The sequence below is a fragment of the Aestuariibaculum sp. YM273 genome (assembly GCF_030908365.1).
GTDB lineage: Bacteria > Bacteroidota > Bacteroidia > Flavobacteriales > Flavobacteriaceae > Aestuariibaculum > Aestuariibaculum marinum.
In genome coordinates this window covers 1,438,523-1,455,491 of sequence record NZ_CP133090.1, presented here as the reverse complement: position 1 = coordinate 1,455,491, position 16,969 = coordinate 1,438,523, and the positions used below count along the sequence as shown (strand labels likewise).

At 36.8% G+C, this 16,969-nt stretch carries 15 protein-coding genes and 1 tRNA gene; 8 read left to right on the top strand and 8 right to left on the bottom strand.

Annotated features, from left to right (window positions below; all coding sequences use genetic code 11):
* Positions 1 to 122: 122 nt before the first annotated feature.
* The 5 genes from RBH94_RS06275 to RBH94_RS06255 form a co-directional block, all read right to left on the bottom strand.
* Positions 123 to 1,277: a FecR family protein gene (locus tag RBH94_RS06275; protein WP_307882861.1), complete on the bottom strand. Its 1,155-nt coding sequence runs from the start codon at positions 1,275 to 1,277 to the stop codon at positions 123 to 125.
* A gap of 182 nt (positions 1,278 to 1,459) precedes the next feature.
* Positions 1,460 to 1,993: an RNA polymerase sigma-70 factor gene (locus tag RBH94_RS06270; RefSeq protein WP_307882860.1), complete on the bottom strand. Its 534-nt coding sequence runs from the start codon at positions 1,991 to 1,993 to the stop codon at positions 1,460 to 1,462.
* Positions 1,994 to 2,259: 266 nt separating this feature from the next.
* Entirely contained in the window at positions 2,260 to 3,552 is a 1,293-nt protein-coding gene (locus RBH94_RS06265) for a TlpA disulfide reductase family protein (RefSeq protein WP_307882859.1), read from the bottom strand.
* A gap of 138 nt (positions 3,553 to 3,690) precedes the next feature.
* Positions 3,691 to 3,764 (bottom strand) — tRNA-Ala (locus RBH94_RS06260).
* Positions 3,765 to 3,769: 5 nt separating this feature from the next.
* Positions 3,770 to 4,564: a universal stress protein gene (locus RBH94_RS06255; RefSeq protein ID WP_307882858.1), complete on the bottom strand. Its 795-nt coding sequence runs from the start codon at positions 4,562 to 4,564 to the stop codon at positions 3,770 to 3,772.
* A 174-nt stretch (positions 4,565 to 4,738) separates the two neighbouring features.
* On the opposite strand from RBH94_RS06255, the gene RBH94_RS06250 reads away from it, so the two are divergent.
* Both RBH94_RS06250 and RBH94_RS06245 read left to right on the top strand, forming a co-directional pair.
* A complete protein-coding gene (locus RBH94_RS06250; RefSeq protein ID WP_307882857.1) occupies positions 4,739 to 6,073 on the top strand; it encodes an MATE family efflux transporter in 1,335 nt (444 codons plus the stop codon).
* A gap of 24 nt (positions 6,074 to 6,097) precedes the next feature.
* On the top strand, positions 6,098 to 6,271 hold the full coding sequence (locus tag RBH94_RS06245; protein ID WP_307882856.1) for a hypothetical protein: 174 nt from the start codon (positions 6,098 to 6,100) through the stop codon (positions 6,269 to 6,271).
* A 141-nt stretch (positions 6,272 to 6,412) separates the two neighbouring features.
* On the opposite strand, the gene RBH94_RS06240 is transcribed toward RBH94_RS06245, so the two are convergent.
* On the bottom strand, positions 6,413 to 7,054 hold the full coding sequence (locus RBH94_RS06240; protein WP_307882855.1) for a 2OG-Fe(II) oxygenase: 642 nt from the start codon (positions 7,052 to 7,054) through the stop codon (positions 6,413 to 6,415).
* A gap of 115 nt (positions 7,055 to 7,169) precedes the next feature.
* On the opposite strand from RBH94_RS06240, the gene RBH94_RS06235 reads away from it, so the two are divergent.
* From RBH94_RS06235 to RBH94_RS06225, 3 genes are all read left to right on the top strand, one after another.
* Complete coding sequence (locus RBH94_RS06235; protein ID WP_188223120.1) at positions 7,170 to 7,622, top strand: 6-carboxytetrahydropterin synthase; 453 nt, start codon at positions 7,170 to 7,172, stop codon at positions 7,620 to 7,622.
* Positions 7,623 to 7,768: 146 nt separating this feature from the next.
* The gene (locus RBH94_RS06230) at positions 7,769 to 8,530 is read left to right on the top strand and encodes a UDP-2,3-diacylglucosamine diphosphatase (RefSeq protein WP_307882854.1); all 762 of its coding nucleotides are present in this window, start codon (positions 7,769 to 7,771) and stop codon (positions 8,528 to 8,530) included.
* A 32-nt stretch (positions 8,531 to 8,562) separates the two neighbouring features.
* Complete coding sequence (locus tag RBH94_RS06225) at positions 8,563 to 9,333, top strand: zinc-dependent peptidase (RefSeq protein WP_307882853.1); 771 nt, start codon at positions 8,563 to 8,565, stop codon at positions 9,331 to 9,333.
* A 4-nt stretch (positions 9,334 to 9,337) separates the two neighbouring features.
* Here the strand turns inward: RBH94_RS06225 and recJ are convergent, their stop codons facing one another.
* Positions 9,338 to 11,029 carry a single-stranded-DNA-specific exonuclease RecJ gene (recJ, locus tag RBH94_RS06220; RefSeq protein ID WP_307882852.1) on the bottom strand — a complete coding sequence of 564 codons (1,692 nt, stop codon included), beginning with the start codon at positions 11,027 to 11,029 and terminating at the stop codon, positions 9,338 to 9,340.
* Between the two features lie 150 nt (positions 11,030 to 11,179).
* Complete coding sequence (locus tag RBH94_RS06215) at positions 11,180 to 13,054, bottom strand: hypothetical protein (protein ID WP_307882851.1); 1,875 nt, start codon at positions 13,052 to 13,054, stop codon at positions 11,180 to 11,182.
* Positions 13,055 to 13,217: 163 nt separating this feature from the next.
* On the opposite strand from RBH94_RS06215, the gene RBH94_RS06210 reads away from it, so the two are divergent.
* From RBH94_RS06210 to nrfD, 3 genes are read left to right on the top strand one after another with little or no spacing between them, the layout of a single operon-like run.
* Complete coding sequence (locus RBH94_RS06210) at positions 13,218 to 15,461, top strand: molybdopterin-dependent oxidoreductase (RefSeq protein ID WP_307882850.1); 2,244 nt, start codon at positions 13,218 to 13,220, stop codon at positions 15,459 to 15,461.
* The gene (locus tag RBH94_RS06205; RefSeq protein ID WP_240572564.1) at positions 15,458 to 15,991 is read left to right on the top strand and encodes a 4Fe-4S dicluster domain-containing protein; all 534 of its coding nucleotides are present in this window, start codon (positions 15,458 to 15,460) and stop codon (positions 15,989 to 15,991) included. The genes RBH94_RS06210 and RBH94_RS06205 overlap by 4 nt, the downstream gene beginning before the upstream one ends.
* A 12-nt stretch (positions 15,992 to 16,003) precedes the next feature.
* Positions 16,004 to 16,960 carry an NrfD/PsrC family molybdoenzyme membrane anchor subunit gene (gene nrfD / locus RBH94_RS06200; RefSeq protein WP_307882849.1) on the top strand — a complete coding sequence of 319 codons (957 nt, stop codon included), beginning with the start codon at positions 16,004 to 16,006 and terminating at the stop codon, positions 16,958 to 16,960.
* Positions 16,961 to 16,969 lie beyond the last annotated feature (9 nt).

The window sequence follows — 16,969 nt, the reverse complement described above, 5'->3', positions numbered from 1 at the left end:
GTCCGTAATTAATTTAATTTTCATAATTTAGTTGTCGGATTAGTTAAACATTAGTTTTAATTAATTTAGTTTAGGAGAGACGAAGTTCGATACCGCTAAATGTCAAAACTTCGCTCTCTTTTTTATTTTAAAATGATGGTCTTATCGTTTATTTGGTAATCGGAAATAATTCCGAAATTTTGGATGGTTTTAAGAATCTCAACAATATCCTGGTCTTTACCTAAAACCCCAATAAATTCTTCTTTTTCAATAGATTTATTCTCGAAAATTACATCGGTATCATACCACCTGGACAGCACCGTCATAATCTCCTTTAGATTTTTATTTTCAAAACTAAAAATGCCTTCGCGCCATGAAATTTCATTATATACGTCTATCTCATACACTTTAAACATATTCGTTTGTAAATCAAGATTGGCCTGCTGACTCGGCTTTAAAACCTCCTTTTTATCATTAATACTTACTTCTACTTTACCTTCAACCAAAGTCGTGTAAATATTAAATTCTTCTTTATAGGCCTTTACATTAAACTCGGTTCCTAAAACCTTTATTTCCTGATCGTTGTTATAAACTTTGAATTTAGAGCCTTTATTTTCGGTACTTGGAGACACATCAAAATAAGCTTCACCGTATATTAATTCTACTTTACGGGTATCGCCTTCAATAAAACTTACTGGATATTTTAATTGAGATTCTGAATTTAACCACACTTTAGTACCATCGGAAAGCTCGACATAAAACTGACCTCCGCGAGGAATAGTTAAGTAATTGTAAGCAATTTGTGAATTTTGAGGATTTGGTTTCTTGTAAATTAAATTTTCACCATCGCTATTAGCATTCTCACTTTCAAAGGAAGTACCTTCCCCTAATTCAACTTGCGAACCATCCTCCAGAGTTAATGTCGCCTTATCGGAACCCACTTCTATATTATTTACAATAATTTGAGGTGCGTCAACTGCAGTATAATTTTGCTTTATTAAATACCCTACAGCTAAACATGCAACCAACACCGCTGCAGCAGCATAATACCTGTTTAGCTTTATAACAGGCCTGGTAATTTCATTTTTCACTAATTGCCAATCGGCTTCAGTATTTATTTTTTTTGCTAAAGATTCACGACGCTCAATAGCTTCTTTATTGGTTAACTCATTTAAAATATAAGCTTTATCTTCTTCTGAAAAAAGTTCTGTTTTAAGCAACTTTTTTGGTGGCTTATTATTCAATAAAGATTTTGCTGTCTTTTTTGAAAGTTTAAATATTTTATTGAAAATCGACATTTAAAATATGTTTTTTTAACCTTATTATATGCTTATTTAACCATAAGACGACAAAAGTTACTTTAGGGGTTAAAAAAAAATTAACTTTTTTTAAGAAATATTAAAATACGTAGGTATAAAAGCTATATAAATTATTGATTTGCAATAAAAAAAGCCTTGAAATTATGGGTGTTACAAAATGCTTATTCTAAAGTGAAAACAATAAACAGAAAATACTCTTTAAGGATGGGTTTAAGCTTTTTGTAGGCTATTTTCTTTTGTGCTTTAACGGTATTTATTGAAATTTGAAGCTCGTTAGCAATATCCTGATTACTATAATCCTGAATACTTAACAATAGTATTTCTGCACATTTTTTGGGTAAAGTAGCAATAGCCTCATGTATTATTTTTGAAGTTTCCTGAACCACCACTTCTCGCAAGAAAAAGGGCTCTGTTTCTAATTTTTGAATGTCTAAATCGGTAAGTTTATTGGTAGCTTTATAAGTTTTGCTTTTAAGAAAATCAAGACTTTTATTTTTCACAGAAGTATACAAATACGTCTTAATGTTACTTTCATTTTTAAAGGTAATTTTCTCTTCCCATATTTTCACAAAGACATCCTGTACAATATCTTTTGCTATTTCCATATCACCAATATACTTATTAGCAAACAAACACAAAGACATGTACTGACTATCAAAATACTCCTTAAATTCCTTTAAGCTAATACTGTGCATTTACATAACTATTAATCCCTTATTGGTACAACTTTATTAAAGTTAGCCAAGTTATATTGAAAAAATTGATTTAGGGACAAAAAAATATAAAGTGTTGTTTAAACACTTTCAAATATAAGTAAAATGCTAACTATCTATAAAATTTAAATTTCAAACATAAAAAAACTCCAAGGGTCATTGCTTGGAGTTTTATAGAAACCGGCAATCTTTTATGAAATCTCAGAGACATATTCTAAGTCCTGCAGAAACATTGGCTTTTATGATAGCTATATATTTTTGTTTAGACGCGATTCTAACTCTATTCTAACCTCATCTGCTGTAGGATCTTTGGCTAAAATAATTCCATTTTCGTCGATAAGGAATATGCCTCCACCGCCACCATCAACGCCATATTTTTGCCATAGATTATTTTGTCGATCAAGTTCTACAAGATTTAACCATTCCCATTTTTCTTTTTCAAGGAACCTAGTGAGTCTGTCTGTACCTTTAAATTCTCCAGCAACTCCAATAATTGTAAATCCTTTGTCCTTGTATTCATTATACACCGGCACCATGGTTCTACTTTTAGCGATACACGGACCACACCAAGTTGCCCATAAATCTAACAAAGCCACTTTTCCTTTTATCTGATTTGAAAGTTTAAATTCACTTCCATTTAAGTCGGGAGCAGAAAAATCTGTGAATGGTTTACCAACCTGAATGTTTTCAATCGCATCGATTAAATTTCCAGCAAGCTTGTTATAAGGGTGATCTGGATTAGTTTCCTTTAGTGCATTATAAGTTTCTTTAGCTAAATCAACGGTTATTGTTTCTTTATTATAGTAATCCTTGTATCTTGAATATGATTGTAAATCGTTTAAAAGTAAATAGTAAGATATTAAACTATTATGAGTTGACATGTATTCATGTTTAAAAGCATTTTGTCCATCATAAATTAGACTTAATTTACCTTCTATTTCCTTGGCTTTTGGACTTAAATATTGCCCTGATTCTCTTAATTTTTCAAGCTTTTTATAGATAATAATATTTTCATCCTGATTTTTAGACTCTCTTAATTCAGCATATAATACTCTTGCCTTATCGCTATGGTATGCGTCATTTTTTGAAAGCCTTAACATACTGTCTTGAAGTGGTTTTAACTTATTATTAAATTTATTTTCTAGACTTTTATTGAATTCATTGTATTTAGCATTTAAGTTTCCACCTTGAACGGAATTTTTATCAAACTCCTGTTCTCCATAAATAGTTAATTCTATGGATTCATTTTCAAGAAATAGCGGCATCGGTCTGTAAGCTCCGTTTTTAACACTTTCGGCAAATGCCAGATTTACTGCTTCTGGATATTCCAGTTTTGCTTCATAATAAAATTTTCCATCCACAACAGGAATCTCAATTATAGAATCGAATCTTGGATCCTGATTAGGTTTAATAAGCATGATAGATTTGCTATCTGTTCCGATAACTTCCCCTCTAAGTTGCAATAATTTCTGTTTTCCTGATGAGCAGTTAAGTAAAAATAGAATTAATAAAGGTGATAATAATTTGGAGGTAAATTTCATTTTATGTTTTGATTTTGAACAAAATAAGAATTTTCTTCAAATAAAATGATGTAAACAAAGGGTTTTTATATTTCTTTCTATTTACAAACTCTATAAAACTAAAAAAACCTCCAGAAAATCTAGAGGTTTTAAAACCAGTGGAGAATACCGGATTCGAACCGGTGGCCTTTTGGCTGCCAGCCAAACGCTCTAGCCAACTGAGCTAATCCCCCGACATTTATTTCAAACCACTTAATACCAATACTGGAATCGAGCTGTAAAATTCTTTTTTCAAGATAATATTTTTTTCCCAGGCTTTTACAAAAAATCCGCGTTTGCGTCTTACCACACATAACAGATCTGGTTGATTAGCCTGAAAATGTTCTAACACACCTTGGTAGGTCGTTGCATTTACGGTTTCTGATGTTGAATCGACTAAAGCCGATAACTCTTCGTTTAAAACAAAATCGCCATCGCCATAAAACGGCGTTTTTACTAATAATAAGTTTACGGCCGATTTAAATTGCTCTTTTACCGACTTTAAAGGATTTAAAACATCTTCTTTTTTAATAATCGCTGACTTTACCGCGAACAATACATTAGACACCGGTTTGAATGTATAACCTTCAGGTACAATTAAAGCCGGTATTTGCGTTTGCTTAATAATTTTACCCGATGTTTTTCCTAAATACACCTCATCACTTATAGAAGTCGTTCTTGGCTCAACAATAATCAAATCGATATCACCTACTTTACAAGCTAGCTCAAGGGTATCTATTAATTTTCCTTTAAAGGTTTTTATAACAACCTCAACATTTTTAGTATCTAATTGAGACACCAAATTGCTTAAATACGCTTTACTTTCACGCTCAATAATATCATCAACTTTAAGCATCGTTCCCGCCTTGGTATATACGTTATACACCTGAACCACATAAAGCTTGGCTCCAAAAGCATCGGCAAAATCTACAGCATATTGTAAATTACTCAACGCATTTGATGACGACCCAACGGGAACCAAAATATTTTTCATATTGATGACTTTTGAAGTTTAAATTTAATATAATTCTTGAAAAACGAGCACAAATGTAAAACATTTTACATCACACTAAACTGAATTATAACATTCCGTTAAGACAGGTTTTAAATTCAAATAATCTAAACCATTAAAAATTACGACCTTTGGCATTCGCTTAGCTGTAAACTTATGAATCCAACCTTAAGCTTTAAACACATTAATAAATTAGCTATTCCCGCTTTAATTGCAGGGATCTCAGAACCTATTCTTTCTATTACCGACACGGCTATAGTTGGAAATATGGAGGTTAACGCTACCGAATCGCTTGCTGCGGTTGGTATTGTAGGCACATTTATTTCCATGCTCATTTGGGTTTTAGGACAAACGCGAAGCGCCATTTCTTCAATTGTTTCACAATATGTTGGCGCTAATAAAGTCGATAAAATTAAAAACCTACCGGCACAGGCTATATTCATCATCACTTCGTTAAGTATCATTATCATCATAACTACTTTTCCGTTTACAAACACCATATTCAAACTGTACAATGCTTCTGGGTTAATTTTAAATTATACCTCGGAATATTACAAAATCAGGGTGTTTGGCTTTCCTTTCACCTTATTTTCAATTGCTGTATTTGGAACGTTCAGAGGATTACAAAACACCTATTACCCCATGATTATTGCTATTATCGGGGCTTTAAGCAATATTATTTTAGGTGTTGTTTTGGTATTTGGTATTGAAGGCTTTCTTCCTGCTATGAATATTAAAGGTGCCGCTTGGGCGAGTCTCATTTCACAATGTATAATGGCTATCCTTTCTGCATACTACCTTTTAAAAAAGACAGATATTCCTTTAAAATTAAGCTTCCCTTTTAATAAAGAAATCAACCGATTCATCATCATGATTCTAAATTTGTTTGTTAGAACCTTAGCCCTTAATGCAACCTTGTATTTTGCTACGCGATTTGCAACAGGTTATGGAACTGCTTACATCGCTGCCTACACCATTGCCATTAATTTATGGTTTTTTGGGGCTTTTTTTATAGATGGGTATGCCAGTGCTGGTAATATATTATCGGGAAAACTTTACGGAGCTAAAGATTATAAAGCGCTAATTGCATTAAGCAATAAACTTATGAGATACGGTATTGTTGTTGGTATTACTTTAGCCATTATTGGAGGCATTGGCTATTTCCCGCTTGGGCGATTATTTTCTCAGGACCCCGAAGTTCTTAACTTGTTTTACAACACCTTCTGGATAGTCCTTGTCATGCAACCAATTTGTGCACTGGCTTTTATTTTTGATGGTATGTTTAAAGGCCTCGGTATGATGAAATTTTTGAGAAACATTTTATTGTTCTCAACGTTTTTAATTTTTATCCCCATACTTTTTCTGCTAGATAGTTTCGATTATAAACTCCATGCTATTTTCTTTGCCATGACACTTTGGATGATAGCTCGAGGCTTGCCACTAATTATATTTTTCAGAAAAAAATTCTTAGCGCTATCGCAAAACCATTAAATTTGTTTTACAAGCGCATATCGAATGACTTTACTCAACACACTTTTATTTCTTCAGGTAGATATTGAAGAAAAAATAAAAAAAGCCCCGGATAAAGGTTACGAAATCGGCGTATTTATTGGCACCATGTTACCTTTTATTGTACTGGTAATTATTGCCTACGCTATATACCGTTACAACAAAAAAAAGAATCAATAACCCTCAGGCTTCTGTTTCAAAAAACGTAACTTTAACCTCTAATCTTAAACACCGTAAATTATGGGAGGAAATACACTTTTCTTAATATTAGCCTTAGTACTTGTAATTATTTACGTTTACAACCGCAATAAAAGACGCTAATTATCGTGTTTTTAACCAGCCAGTTATACTTAAACGTTCAATATTAACTACTTTTACTTCGTGTTCTATAATCTGGCTTTCAAAAATAACCACGCGACCAGGAAACGGGTAAATCACCTTTTCAGTTTCCTGTCCGTTTTCATTTAAATATAACACCAACTCGCCACCATTTTCAGGTAGCCAGCCATCTTCGTTTAAATAACACACCACCGATAATTTTCTTCGGTCATCATTTTGAAAGGTATCGATATGGCGCTGATAAAACGTATTCTGCGGATATACAGCATAATGAAACTCCTTATGCAAAATCCCCATAAAACAGGTTTTATTTAAATACCCGACCAAATCGTTTATCTTTTTAAAAAACACCTGTTCAACAACATCTACTTTGGCCTCGTCTATCCAGAAAATCATATCACCTCGAATCGATTTTTCAATGGTTTCATTAACACGATTTCCAATGGCAGCCTTTTTAAAAGCATGGTCTTCATGCTTATCGATTAACGACTGTCTTAAAAGTTCTACTTCTTCATTAGTGAAAAAGCTTTCAACAATACTAAATTGCTGGGTTGAGATATCCGAAATAATTTGCTCGTATAACGGATTTTCAACAAAATCAATAGCTTCAAAAAGTTGACTCATAAATAACTAAGCGATAAAAACTATTAATCCTGAGTGGATAAAAGCGCGCAAATGTAAACTAAAATCCAATTGCTTTTACAAAATGAATATCTTTGTATAAAATATTTTCATTTTGATGACCTATATCCGCATAACGAAACAGTTTTCTTTCGAAACTGGACATGCCCTTTACGGGTATGACGGTAAGTGTAAAAACGTACACGGACACAGCTACAAACTATCGGTAACGGTATTTGGAAAACCTATTTCAGACAAAAATAACGTGAAATACGGTATGGTTATAGACTTTGGTGACCTTAAAAAAATTGTAAAAGAAGAGATTGTAAATGTCTTCGATCACGCTACAGTTTTTAACAAAAACACACCTCATGTCGAGTTGGCCAAAGAGCTTGAAGATCGTGGTCACAATGTGCTTTTAGTAGACTATCAACCAACCAGTGAAATGATGGTTATCGACTTTGCTAAAAAGATTATGAAACGTTTACCAGAGCATATCACCCTACACTCGTTAAAACTTCAGGAAACCGATAGTTCGTTTGCCGAGTGGTATGCTAACGATAATCTATAGGGCGTTACCCTTCACTACGTTTCGGGTCGCGCTTTACGCTGTATCTTTTTTACAAAAAAGGATGCCGCTGCAATCGCTAACGCAAACCACAAATAAATACGACATAATGAGATTTCTGCAGTCGCAGGAATTATTATATTTACAACATGCAAATTCCAGAAGGAAAAAAAATATATTTCGCCTCCGATAATCATTTAGGCGCACCAACTTCAAAAGACTCATTACCACGCGAAAAAAAATTCGTTGCCTGGTTAGATGACGTCAAACAAGATGCTGCGGCTATTTTTTTATTAGGCGATTTATTCGACTTCTGGTTTGAGTACAAAACCGTAGTTCCTAAAGGCTTTACAAGAACTTTAGGCAAACTTGCCGAAATAACAGACTCAGGCATTCCGGTTTACTTTTTTGTTGGTAATCACGATTTGTGGATGAACGGCTATTTCGAAGAAGAGCTTAACATTCCGGTTTACCACAAACCACAGGAATTCACCTTTAACAAAACGACATTTTTTATTGGTCACGGCGATGGTTTAGGTCCTGGAGACAAAGGCTATAAACGCATGAAAAAGGTATTTACCAATCGGTTTTCAAAATGGTTATTTCGTTGGTTACACCCCGATTTAGGCGTTAAGTTAGCGCAATATATGTCGGTTAAAAACAAACTTATTTCTGGCGACGACGATGCTAAATTTCTTGGTGAAGACAACGAATGGCTGGTACAATACTGCAAACGCAAACTGGAAACCGAACACCGCGATTATTTTATTTTTGGTCACCGCCATTTACCTTTAGAAATTGATTTAAATGAGCAATCGAAATACGTTAATTTAGGTGATTGGATTTCGTATTATACCTATGGTGTTTTTGATGGAAATCAATTGGAATTAAAAGTTTTCAATCCTAAATAATTATTAAATAAACCCTCAAAACAGTACAATTTATGTTCGAAATTCTATTTGTCCTTATTGTACTTTTTGGTATCTATGCCGTTGTTTCAACACGACGAAAAAAGCCAAATCCATTTCCTAAATCCTGGCACAATCTCTTACTTCAAAATGTGCAATTCTATAAAGCTTTAAAACCAGACGAACAACAACGATTTCAAAACAGAATGATGTTGTTTTTAAGTGAGGCTTTTGTTGAAGCTGTCGGGTTTCAGCTGGAAGACCTAGATAAAATTCTGGTTGCTTCAAGCGCTGTTATTCCAGTATTTTACTTTCCTGAATGGCATTATAATAATTTGAGTACCGTTTTGATTTATCCCGATCATTTCAATGAAGACTTTGGATACAAACAAACCGATAAAAAACGACAAATTGCTGGTGTAGTTGGCAACGGCCGCTTAAAAAACCAAATGATTTTATCACGAAAAGCATTGCACCAAGGATTTGATAGTAAACGTGATAATTTCAACACTGGGATCCATGAATTTATTCATTTAATAGATAATACAGACGGTATAACCGATGGTGTGCCAGAAGCCTTAATACAACACCCTTATGTTATTCCTTGGTTAAAAACCATTCATAAAGAAATGGAAGCCATAAACAACAACAGGTCTGACATTAGGCATTATGGTGGTACCAACGAAGCTGAATTTTTAGCTGTTGCTTCAGAATACTTCTTTGAACAACCTGAACGCATGAAAGTAAAACATCCTGATTTGTATCAAATGCTAAAAACCTGTTTCCACAGTAAACAAATAAACTAAGAGATTATTTAATATCCCTTAACTTAAGTTGTAAAGATACATTGCCTTGCCACTCGTTTTCATCAACCGAATACACAGCATCAAAAGGTGCCTGACTGGAAATGATATCCTTTTTATCGCCCAAGCCAAAACCAATACCTACAATAGGATTGGAATCGGACTGTTTTACGGTAACTCGTAAATGCGTTTGATCAGCACCAACACGTTTTCCCCAACCCGTATCCATTAAATTTTTGGTCATAAAAACTGGGGTCATATTACTGGGGCCAAAAGGTGCAAATTGTTTTAAAATTCTATAAAATTTAGGGGTGATGTCGTTGATATTTATTTGAGCATCAATTTTAATTTCGGGAACTAATAAACTCTTGTCTATAGTTTTAGTCACTTCATCTTCAAAAGCCTGCTTAAAGGCTTCGTAGTTCTCTTCTTTTAGCGTTAGTCCAGCGGCGTATTTATGTCCTCCAAATTGTTCAATATGTTCGCTACACGCCTCTAAAGCGTTATACACATCGAACCCTACCACCGAGCGCGCTGATGCCGCCAGTTTATCACCACTTTTAGTAAACACCAAAGTTGGCCGATAATACGTTTCGGTTAAACGTGAGGCTACGATACCAATAACCCCTTTATGCCAGCTTTCATGGTATACCACCGAGGTGATTCGGTCTTCTTCTTTATTGTTTTTAATTTGCTCTAAAGCCTCTTCTGTAATGCGCCTATCGGTTTCACGTCGGTCTTCATTATAGGCGTTTATTTCCTCAGCATATTTGGTTGCCAAAGCTTCATCTTCTTCTGCTAATAAGGTCACCGCGTAATTACCGTGCTTCATACGTCCGGCAGCATTAATTCGAGGGGCTACGGTAAAGACGACATCGGTAATGGTCAGTTCATTTTTCTTATTAACCTGATTGAGCAACGCCTTAATTCCCGGACGCGGAAATCCATTAATAACTCTCAATCCGTAAAAAGCAAGAATCCTGTTTTCGCCTGTAATCGGAACAATATCAGCCCCAATAGCTGTCGCTACCAAATCTAAATACCCGACTAAATCTTTAATGGTTTTTCCTTCCCGTTCGGCTAAAGCCTGAATGAGTTTAAACCCAACACCACATCCACACAATTCTTTATATGGATATTCACAGTCACTACGTTTTGGATCTAAAACAGCAATCGCCTCAGGAATGATATCTCCTGGTCTGTGGTGGTCACAAATGATAAAATCGATGCCTTTTTCTTTTGCGTAAGCCACTTTATCAATCGCTTTAATACCACAGTCTAAAGCGACAATAAGTGTAAAATCGTTATCGCTGGCAAAGTCGATCCCTTTAAACGACACCCCGTAACCTTCATCATAACGATCTGGAATGTATGTCGCCACAAGGTCACTTCTAGTTTTAAGGTATAAGCTCATTAGTGCCACCGAGGTGGTGCCATCAACATCATAATCACCATAAACCAGAATATTTTCGTTATTGGCAAAAGCTTCTTCGATTCGGGTAACGGCTTTATCCATATCTTTCATAAGATACGGATTATGTAAATCGTTTAAATCGGGGCGGAAAAAAGCTTTCGCTTCATCAAACGTTTCAATGCCACGCTGTAATAACAACGTAGCAGTGATATCATCTACTTGTAAAGCGTCTTTTAGGGTTTTTAATTTTTGGGTTTCTGGTTTTGCTTTTATTGTCCAGCGCATAATCTGAAGTCTATATAATCCATCCCGCAAATGTTTACACATTTACACATACAAAACTGCGAAACATTTCCATAACACCACAATATTTTTCTAATTTAAATCAATAGCTTGAATTTTAAAAGAGGCTTACTTCATTAAAATCACAAAATATTACTCAGGTAAAATACAAGCCTTACTCAATCGCTTTAAACTGGCTTGCAACCCATCTTCTAAAGTTTGTTGCATGACTCTGGAAGTATCTGAATGACACTGTAAACATGCACCAACAAACAACAAACGCTGTTGCTCTTCAACATTGAAAGGCCTGAAATTGGTTCGTGTTGATGTTAACGCTTGCCCGTTTCCATGCTTCATAAATGGAATCCAGGCATCTTCAGGCAAACCATCATTAGGATTCAATGCATATTCCGGGGTAAAGATCCATTCTCCTTTTTCTTTGTCTATATGATATACCAAATCTCCATTGCCATAGCCCAAGGCATAGGGATCGGCGTGACAGGATTTACAATCGCGAACTTCTTTAGTTGTGGTATGTGGGGCATTTGGGGCAAAAAGCCTATGAAAGGACACATCGGTATCCGGATGTCCACTATAACTTCCTTTGTCTATGGTCATGACCATCCCGGGAATCGCCGCTTCAATAATGTTTCCTTCCTCGTGTTCCCTAACACCCAATGCAGGTAACGACGCCGAAAACTCAGCCACATATTCCTTCCATTGGCCTTTAACCAATTTCTTATCTAACAAATCGAAAGCCTGCGGCTCATTGCCATCAAACTTATTATGACAACCTATACAGCGTGGTGTCCATGAAGAATGACAGGCACTACAACTCACATTTTTATGAGCATTATCCCGAGAACAAACCTCGGATTGCGGTGCTAAAGGATGCAATTTCTGGTCCTTTTTTCCTATTAAAAAGGCATTACCCAAAGAATCGATATAATTATTTATTAAAGGGTGTCCATCTTTTTCTACTACCAAAACGTCTTTGTCGTGATGCTCATAGCCTCTGTGTAAATAGACCAATCGGCTTTCTCTATCAATGGAATCGAAAGGTACTGTGCGAGGTTTTGATTTGAAATGGCAATCGCTGCATTTCAGGGTTACGGCATCTTCGGCATGCGCATAGGTCTTACCGTCTCCCATCACTTCATGAGATGAATGACAATCTATACACAATAAGCCCTTAGTATGGTGCACATCTTCCTGCAACTGCTTATAAACCCTTTTGTCTTCCAGCACCACATGGCCTTCCTCAGCTTCATCTAACAAAGTTTCCTGAAGCCCTATATAATTGGTAGAAATTCTGCTGGAACGACTATGACAGCCAAAGCAATGGGTATCGTTCATAAACACATCACTGGAAGGGTGTACTTTTGGTAACTGAATTTTGTTAGAAGCTATATAGGTATTAAGATCGGCTTTGGCCTGTTGTGAATAATTTAAATGACAGGCATTACACCCGCCTCCACGACTTAATTGAGTAATGGGCCCATAATCGGTTTTTTGGGCACCCAAATGGCAATTGGCGCATAAATCCCGTAAATGTTTATCGGCAGCAGAATACTGCAAATCTTTAATATGGTAATGGGCATTCAAGCTATCAGATTCACCGAACACAAATTTATCGACCGCGACCAAACCACTATTGGTAGTCATTAGGGAGTGCTCTACATTATGTAATTCGTTGGCATGACATGTTCCGCAGGTTCTTTGGGCATCTACCAGGTTCCCAGGTATCAAAACCATACCTTTATGTGCTTCCGCTTTGTTCAAAGCCTCTGTATTCCCCAAATGGCAATTGGCACAACCAATAAGTTCCGGATTATGGTATTCTGAAAACCCTTTGGTTTGCTGATGACACTGCAGGCAAGATTCCCCTTCGGATACGACCTTACTTTCATAGTCTACATCAATAAATTCATGAGACCGAAAAGCATCTGCATGCCTTACAACATAAAGCAAGCCAAATAACAATACGGCGAGAATCAAAATCCATCGAAAATAAGTCTTTTCTTTCATAGTAAGTACACAATCAAATTTACAATAAATTTATTCCTGAACATCATTAAAAAAATGTTTCTACTGTAACAAATGTTACTCCCAAGTACCTGATTTTATTATACTTTTAGTACGCTCAAACATTGAAAAAAATTCTTAATTTTAAGAACCAATCCATATAACTATGGTGACTTCCAGACGAAAATTTATAAAAATTTCAGCTTTAGGGTTAGGGGGATTAACACTTTCCGCTTCAGCAGTCAATTTATTAGCGTCTAATCCTCTATTAGATGCAGCCGTAAAAGAGAACCTTGCCAAAAAACTTTCCAGAACCGCTACCTATTGTGAGGTATGCTTTTGGAAATGTGCCGCATGGGCCTATACAGACGAAACAGGAGACATTAAAAAAGTGATAGGAAATGATGACGACCCACACTGTAACGGAAGACTCTGCCCGAGAGGTACGGGAGGTCTTGGTATGTATAGTGACGAAGATCGCCTTAAAACCCCATTAATAAGAACCACCATAAACGGTGAAGAAACCTATAGGGAAGCAAGTTGGGAAGAGGCCTTGGATTTGATTGCCGAAAAATTCACTGAAATAAAACAGAAATACGGACCCGAGTCCTTCGCGCTTTTAAAACACGGTTCTCCAGGAAGTCATTTAGAACATCTCTTTAAAGCCTATGGCTCCGATACTATTGCCGAACCTGCCTACGCACAGTGTAGAGGCCCAAGGGAAACAGGATTCGGACTGACTTTTGGCTCTTGGGTAGGCTCTCCTGAACCTACCGATATTAGAGACACCAAATGCCTGGTGCTTATTGGTTCCCACATTGGGGAGAACATGCACAATACACAGGTTCAGGAAATGTCGGATGCCATTGATAATGGCGCTACCATTATTACCGTAGACCCTAGATTTTCTACAGCGGCCAGTAAATCGTCGCATTGGTTACCAATCAAACCCGCTACCGACATTGCCTTACTTTTATCATGGATGCATGTGTTGATAGAAGAAGAACTCTACAACAAAAAATATGTTGAAAAATATTCCATTGGCTTCGATGAACTAAAAGCCCACGTAAAACCATTTACACCAGAATGGGCCTACGGCATCACCACCATAAAACCGGAAAGCATTAGAGAAACGGCACGCCTTATGGCAGCTGCAGCCCCGGCTACTATAGTTCACCCTGGACGTCATGTGACCTGGTATGGAGACGACTCGCAACGCGAGCGTGCCATTGCCATATTAAATGGACTTTTAGGCTCTTGGGGGAACAGAGGTGGTTTCTATTTTAAAGAAAAAATCAGTATTCCAAAATATCCGCATCCAGCCTATCCAGAACCTAAATGGGGCTGGCATGAAATAGGTGAGCAATATCCATTTGCTGAAATGGGCAATACTTCGGAAGTAGTCAAAGCGACCATTCCTAATGAAGATAATCCATATCCTATTAAAGCATGGATGATTGCCGGCACCAATTTAATCAACACACTACCACAGCGAGAACAAACTCTTGAGGCAATTAACGCTCTTGAATTTTTGGTCGTAGTAGATACCATGCCAATGGAAATCACAGGCTATGCCGATGTGGTACTACCTGAATGTACTTATCTGGAACGTTATGATGGTATTCGCTCTGCGACCAACAGACATCCGTCTATTGCGGTTCGTATTCCAGCTGTAAAACCTAAATACAATTCGAAACCCGCCTGGTGGATAAGTAAACAAATTGGTGACCGCATTGGTTTGGGCGACTATTTCAATTACAACGATTTTGAAGAGGTTATTGAATGGCAACTCAATAAACTAGGGACTTCCTTAGATGAAATGAAAAAGATTGGTGTTAAGAACTTCGAAAGAACCTCTGGGCCATTATTTCTCGAAGAAGGACAAGATTATGAATTCGGTACGCCAAGTGGAAAAATAGAATTCTATTCTCAGGAATTGGCAGATTTAGGATTCGATCCTATGCCGGTTTACACGCACCATCCGCAACCACCTCAAGGGTATTATAGGCTGAATTACGGAAGGTCTCCAATGCACACATTCAGTAGAACCATTAATAATCCGTATTTAAGTGATTTAAAAAGCGAAAACACCCTTTGGGTCAACCCTAAAGTAGCCCGTATATTAGATCTTAAAAAAGACCAGCCCGTTTGGCTTAAAAATCAAGACGGCATTCTGTCTGCATTCCCCATTAAAGTAAGAGTTACAGAGCGTATCCGCTGGGATTCTGTGTATATGTACCATGGCTTTGGCCATAACAATAAAAAATTGAGCCGCGCCTTTGGAAAAGGTGCCAGTGACGCCGAACTTATTTCCCAGATTGTTGTAGATCCATTAATGGGTGGTACTGGATTAAGAGGAAACTTTGTTTCTATTTTAACCGAAGATCCACATAAAAACACAAAGGTATGAGATATGCAATGGTGATAGACACCTTAAAATGTGTTGGCTGCAGTGATTGTGTTGTTGCTTGCCAAACAGAAAACAATGTGCCACATGGCTATTGCAGAGATTGGGTAACTGAAGCTGTTAGCGGTTCCTACCCAAATCTGGAATTGGAATTGCGTTCTGAACGCTGCAACCATTGTGCCAATCCGCCATGTGTAAGATGCTGCCCAACAGGAGCAAGTCATGTTATTGAAGGTGGAATTGTATTAGTGACTGCCGACCAATGCATAGGCTGTGGTGCCTGTATAGAATCCTGTCCTTACGATGCGCGGTACCAACACCCTGACGGTTACGTAGACAAATGCACTTTTTGCCATCACCGATTGGAAAAAGGACAATTACCAGCCTGCGTATCTGTATGCCCAACAAAGTGCATGTATTTTGGTGATTTAGACGACCCAAACAGTGAAATTTCTCAATTGTTGAAAAACAGAAAATATAAAACCCTATCGCCAGAGGCAGGGACCGATCCCCACGTGTTTTATCTCATTTAAAGCTAAAGTACCATGCAAGAAGAACTATTTACAAGCGGCCGAAACATTCCAAACATTGATCCTTCATTACAAATTTGGCATTGGCCCATCTCTTTATACCTATTCCTAGGCGGACTCGCTGCAGGCATTTTATTTTTTGCAGCTTTATTCTACCTCATGGGTAAAGAAAAACAATATCCCGCGCTTAAAGCAGCGGCTGTAATACCTCCAATTGCTCTTTCCGTTGGTCTATTGGCACTGGTTTACGATTTAACACACCCTTTATACACCTGGAGATTATACACCACCTTTAGGATAGAATCTCCAATGTCTTGGGGAGCCTGGGTACTACTCATTACCACCCCACTTTCCTTTTTATGGTTGTTTAGCTTCTACAGAAGCACTTTCCCTAAATGGGAATCGAAACTCAAACTCTTTAAAAAATTTAAGTTTCTGGAAAAATTTGAAAAATTCCTTATTGCCAACAGAACCTATATGGCATACGCCCTTGTTCCCCTATCCATAATTTTAGGCGTCTATACTGGTATTTTATTATCGGCATTCAATGCCCGACCTTTATGGAACAATGCCATTTTAGGACCTTTATTTCTAACCTCGGGACTATCAACCGGAGCGGCAGCGATTATTTTGTTATCCAAAAACAGAGAAGAACGTCATCTGTTCAGTAAAATAGATTTAGGCCTTATTGTTATTGAAATAGCCTTAATCATTCACATGATTATGGGCTATTATGCAGGTTCTCAAGTACAACTGGAAGCCATGGACCTTTTGGTAGGCGGTGAATTCACCCTGATGTTTTTTGGCTTCGTTATGCTCCTAGGCTTACTCGTACCCGCTATTTTAGAAGTTATTGAATTATTAGGCTTTAAAGTCCCCGTTGCAGTCCCTGCTATTTTGGTCATTATCGGCGGACTCATTTTTAGATTTATTATGGTAGAAGCAGGACAACTTACACGATACCTTTACTAAATTATTTGT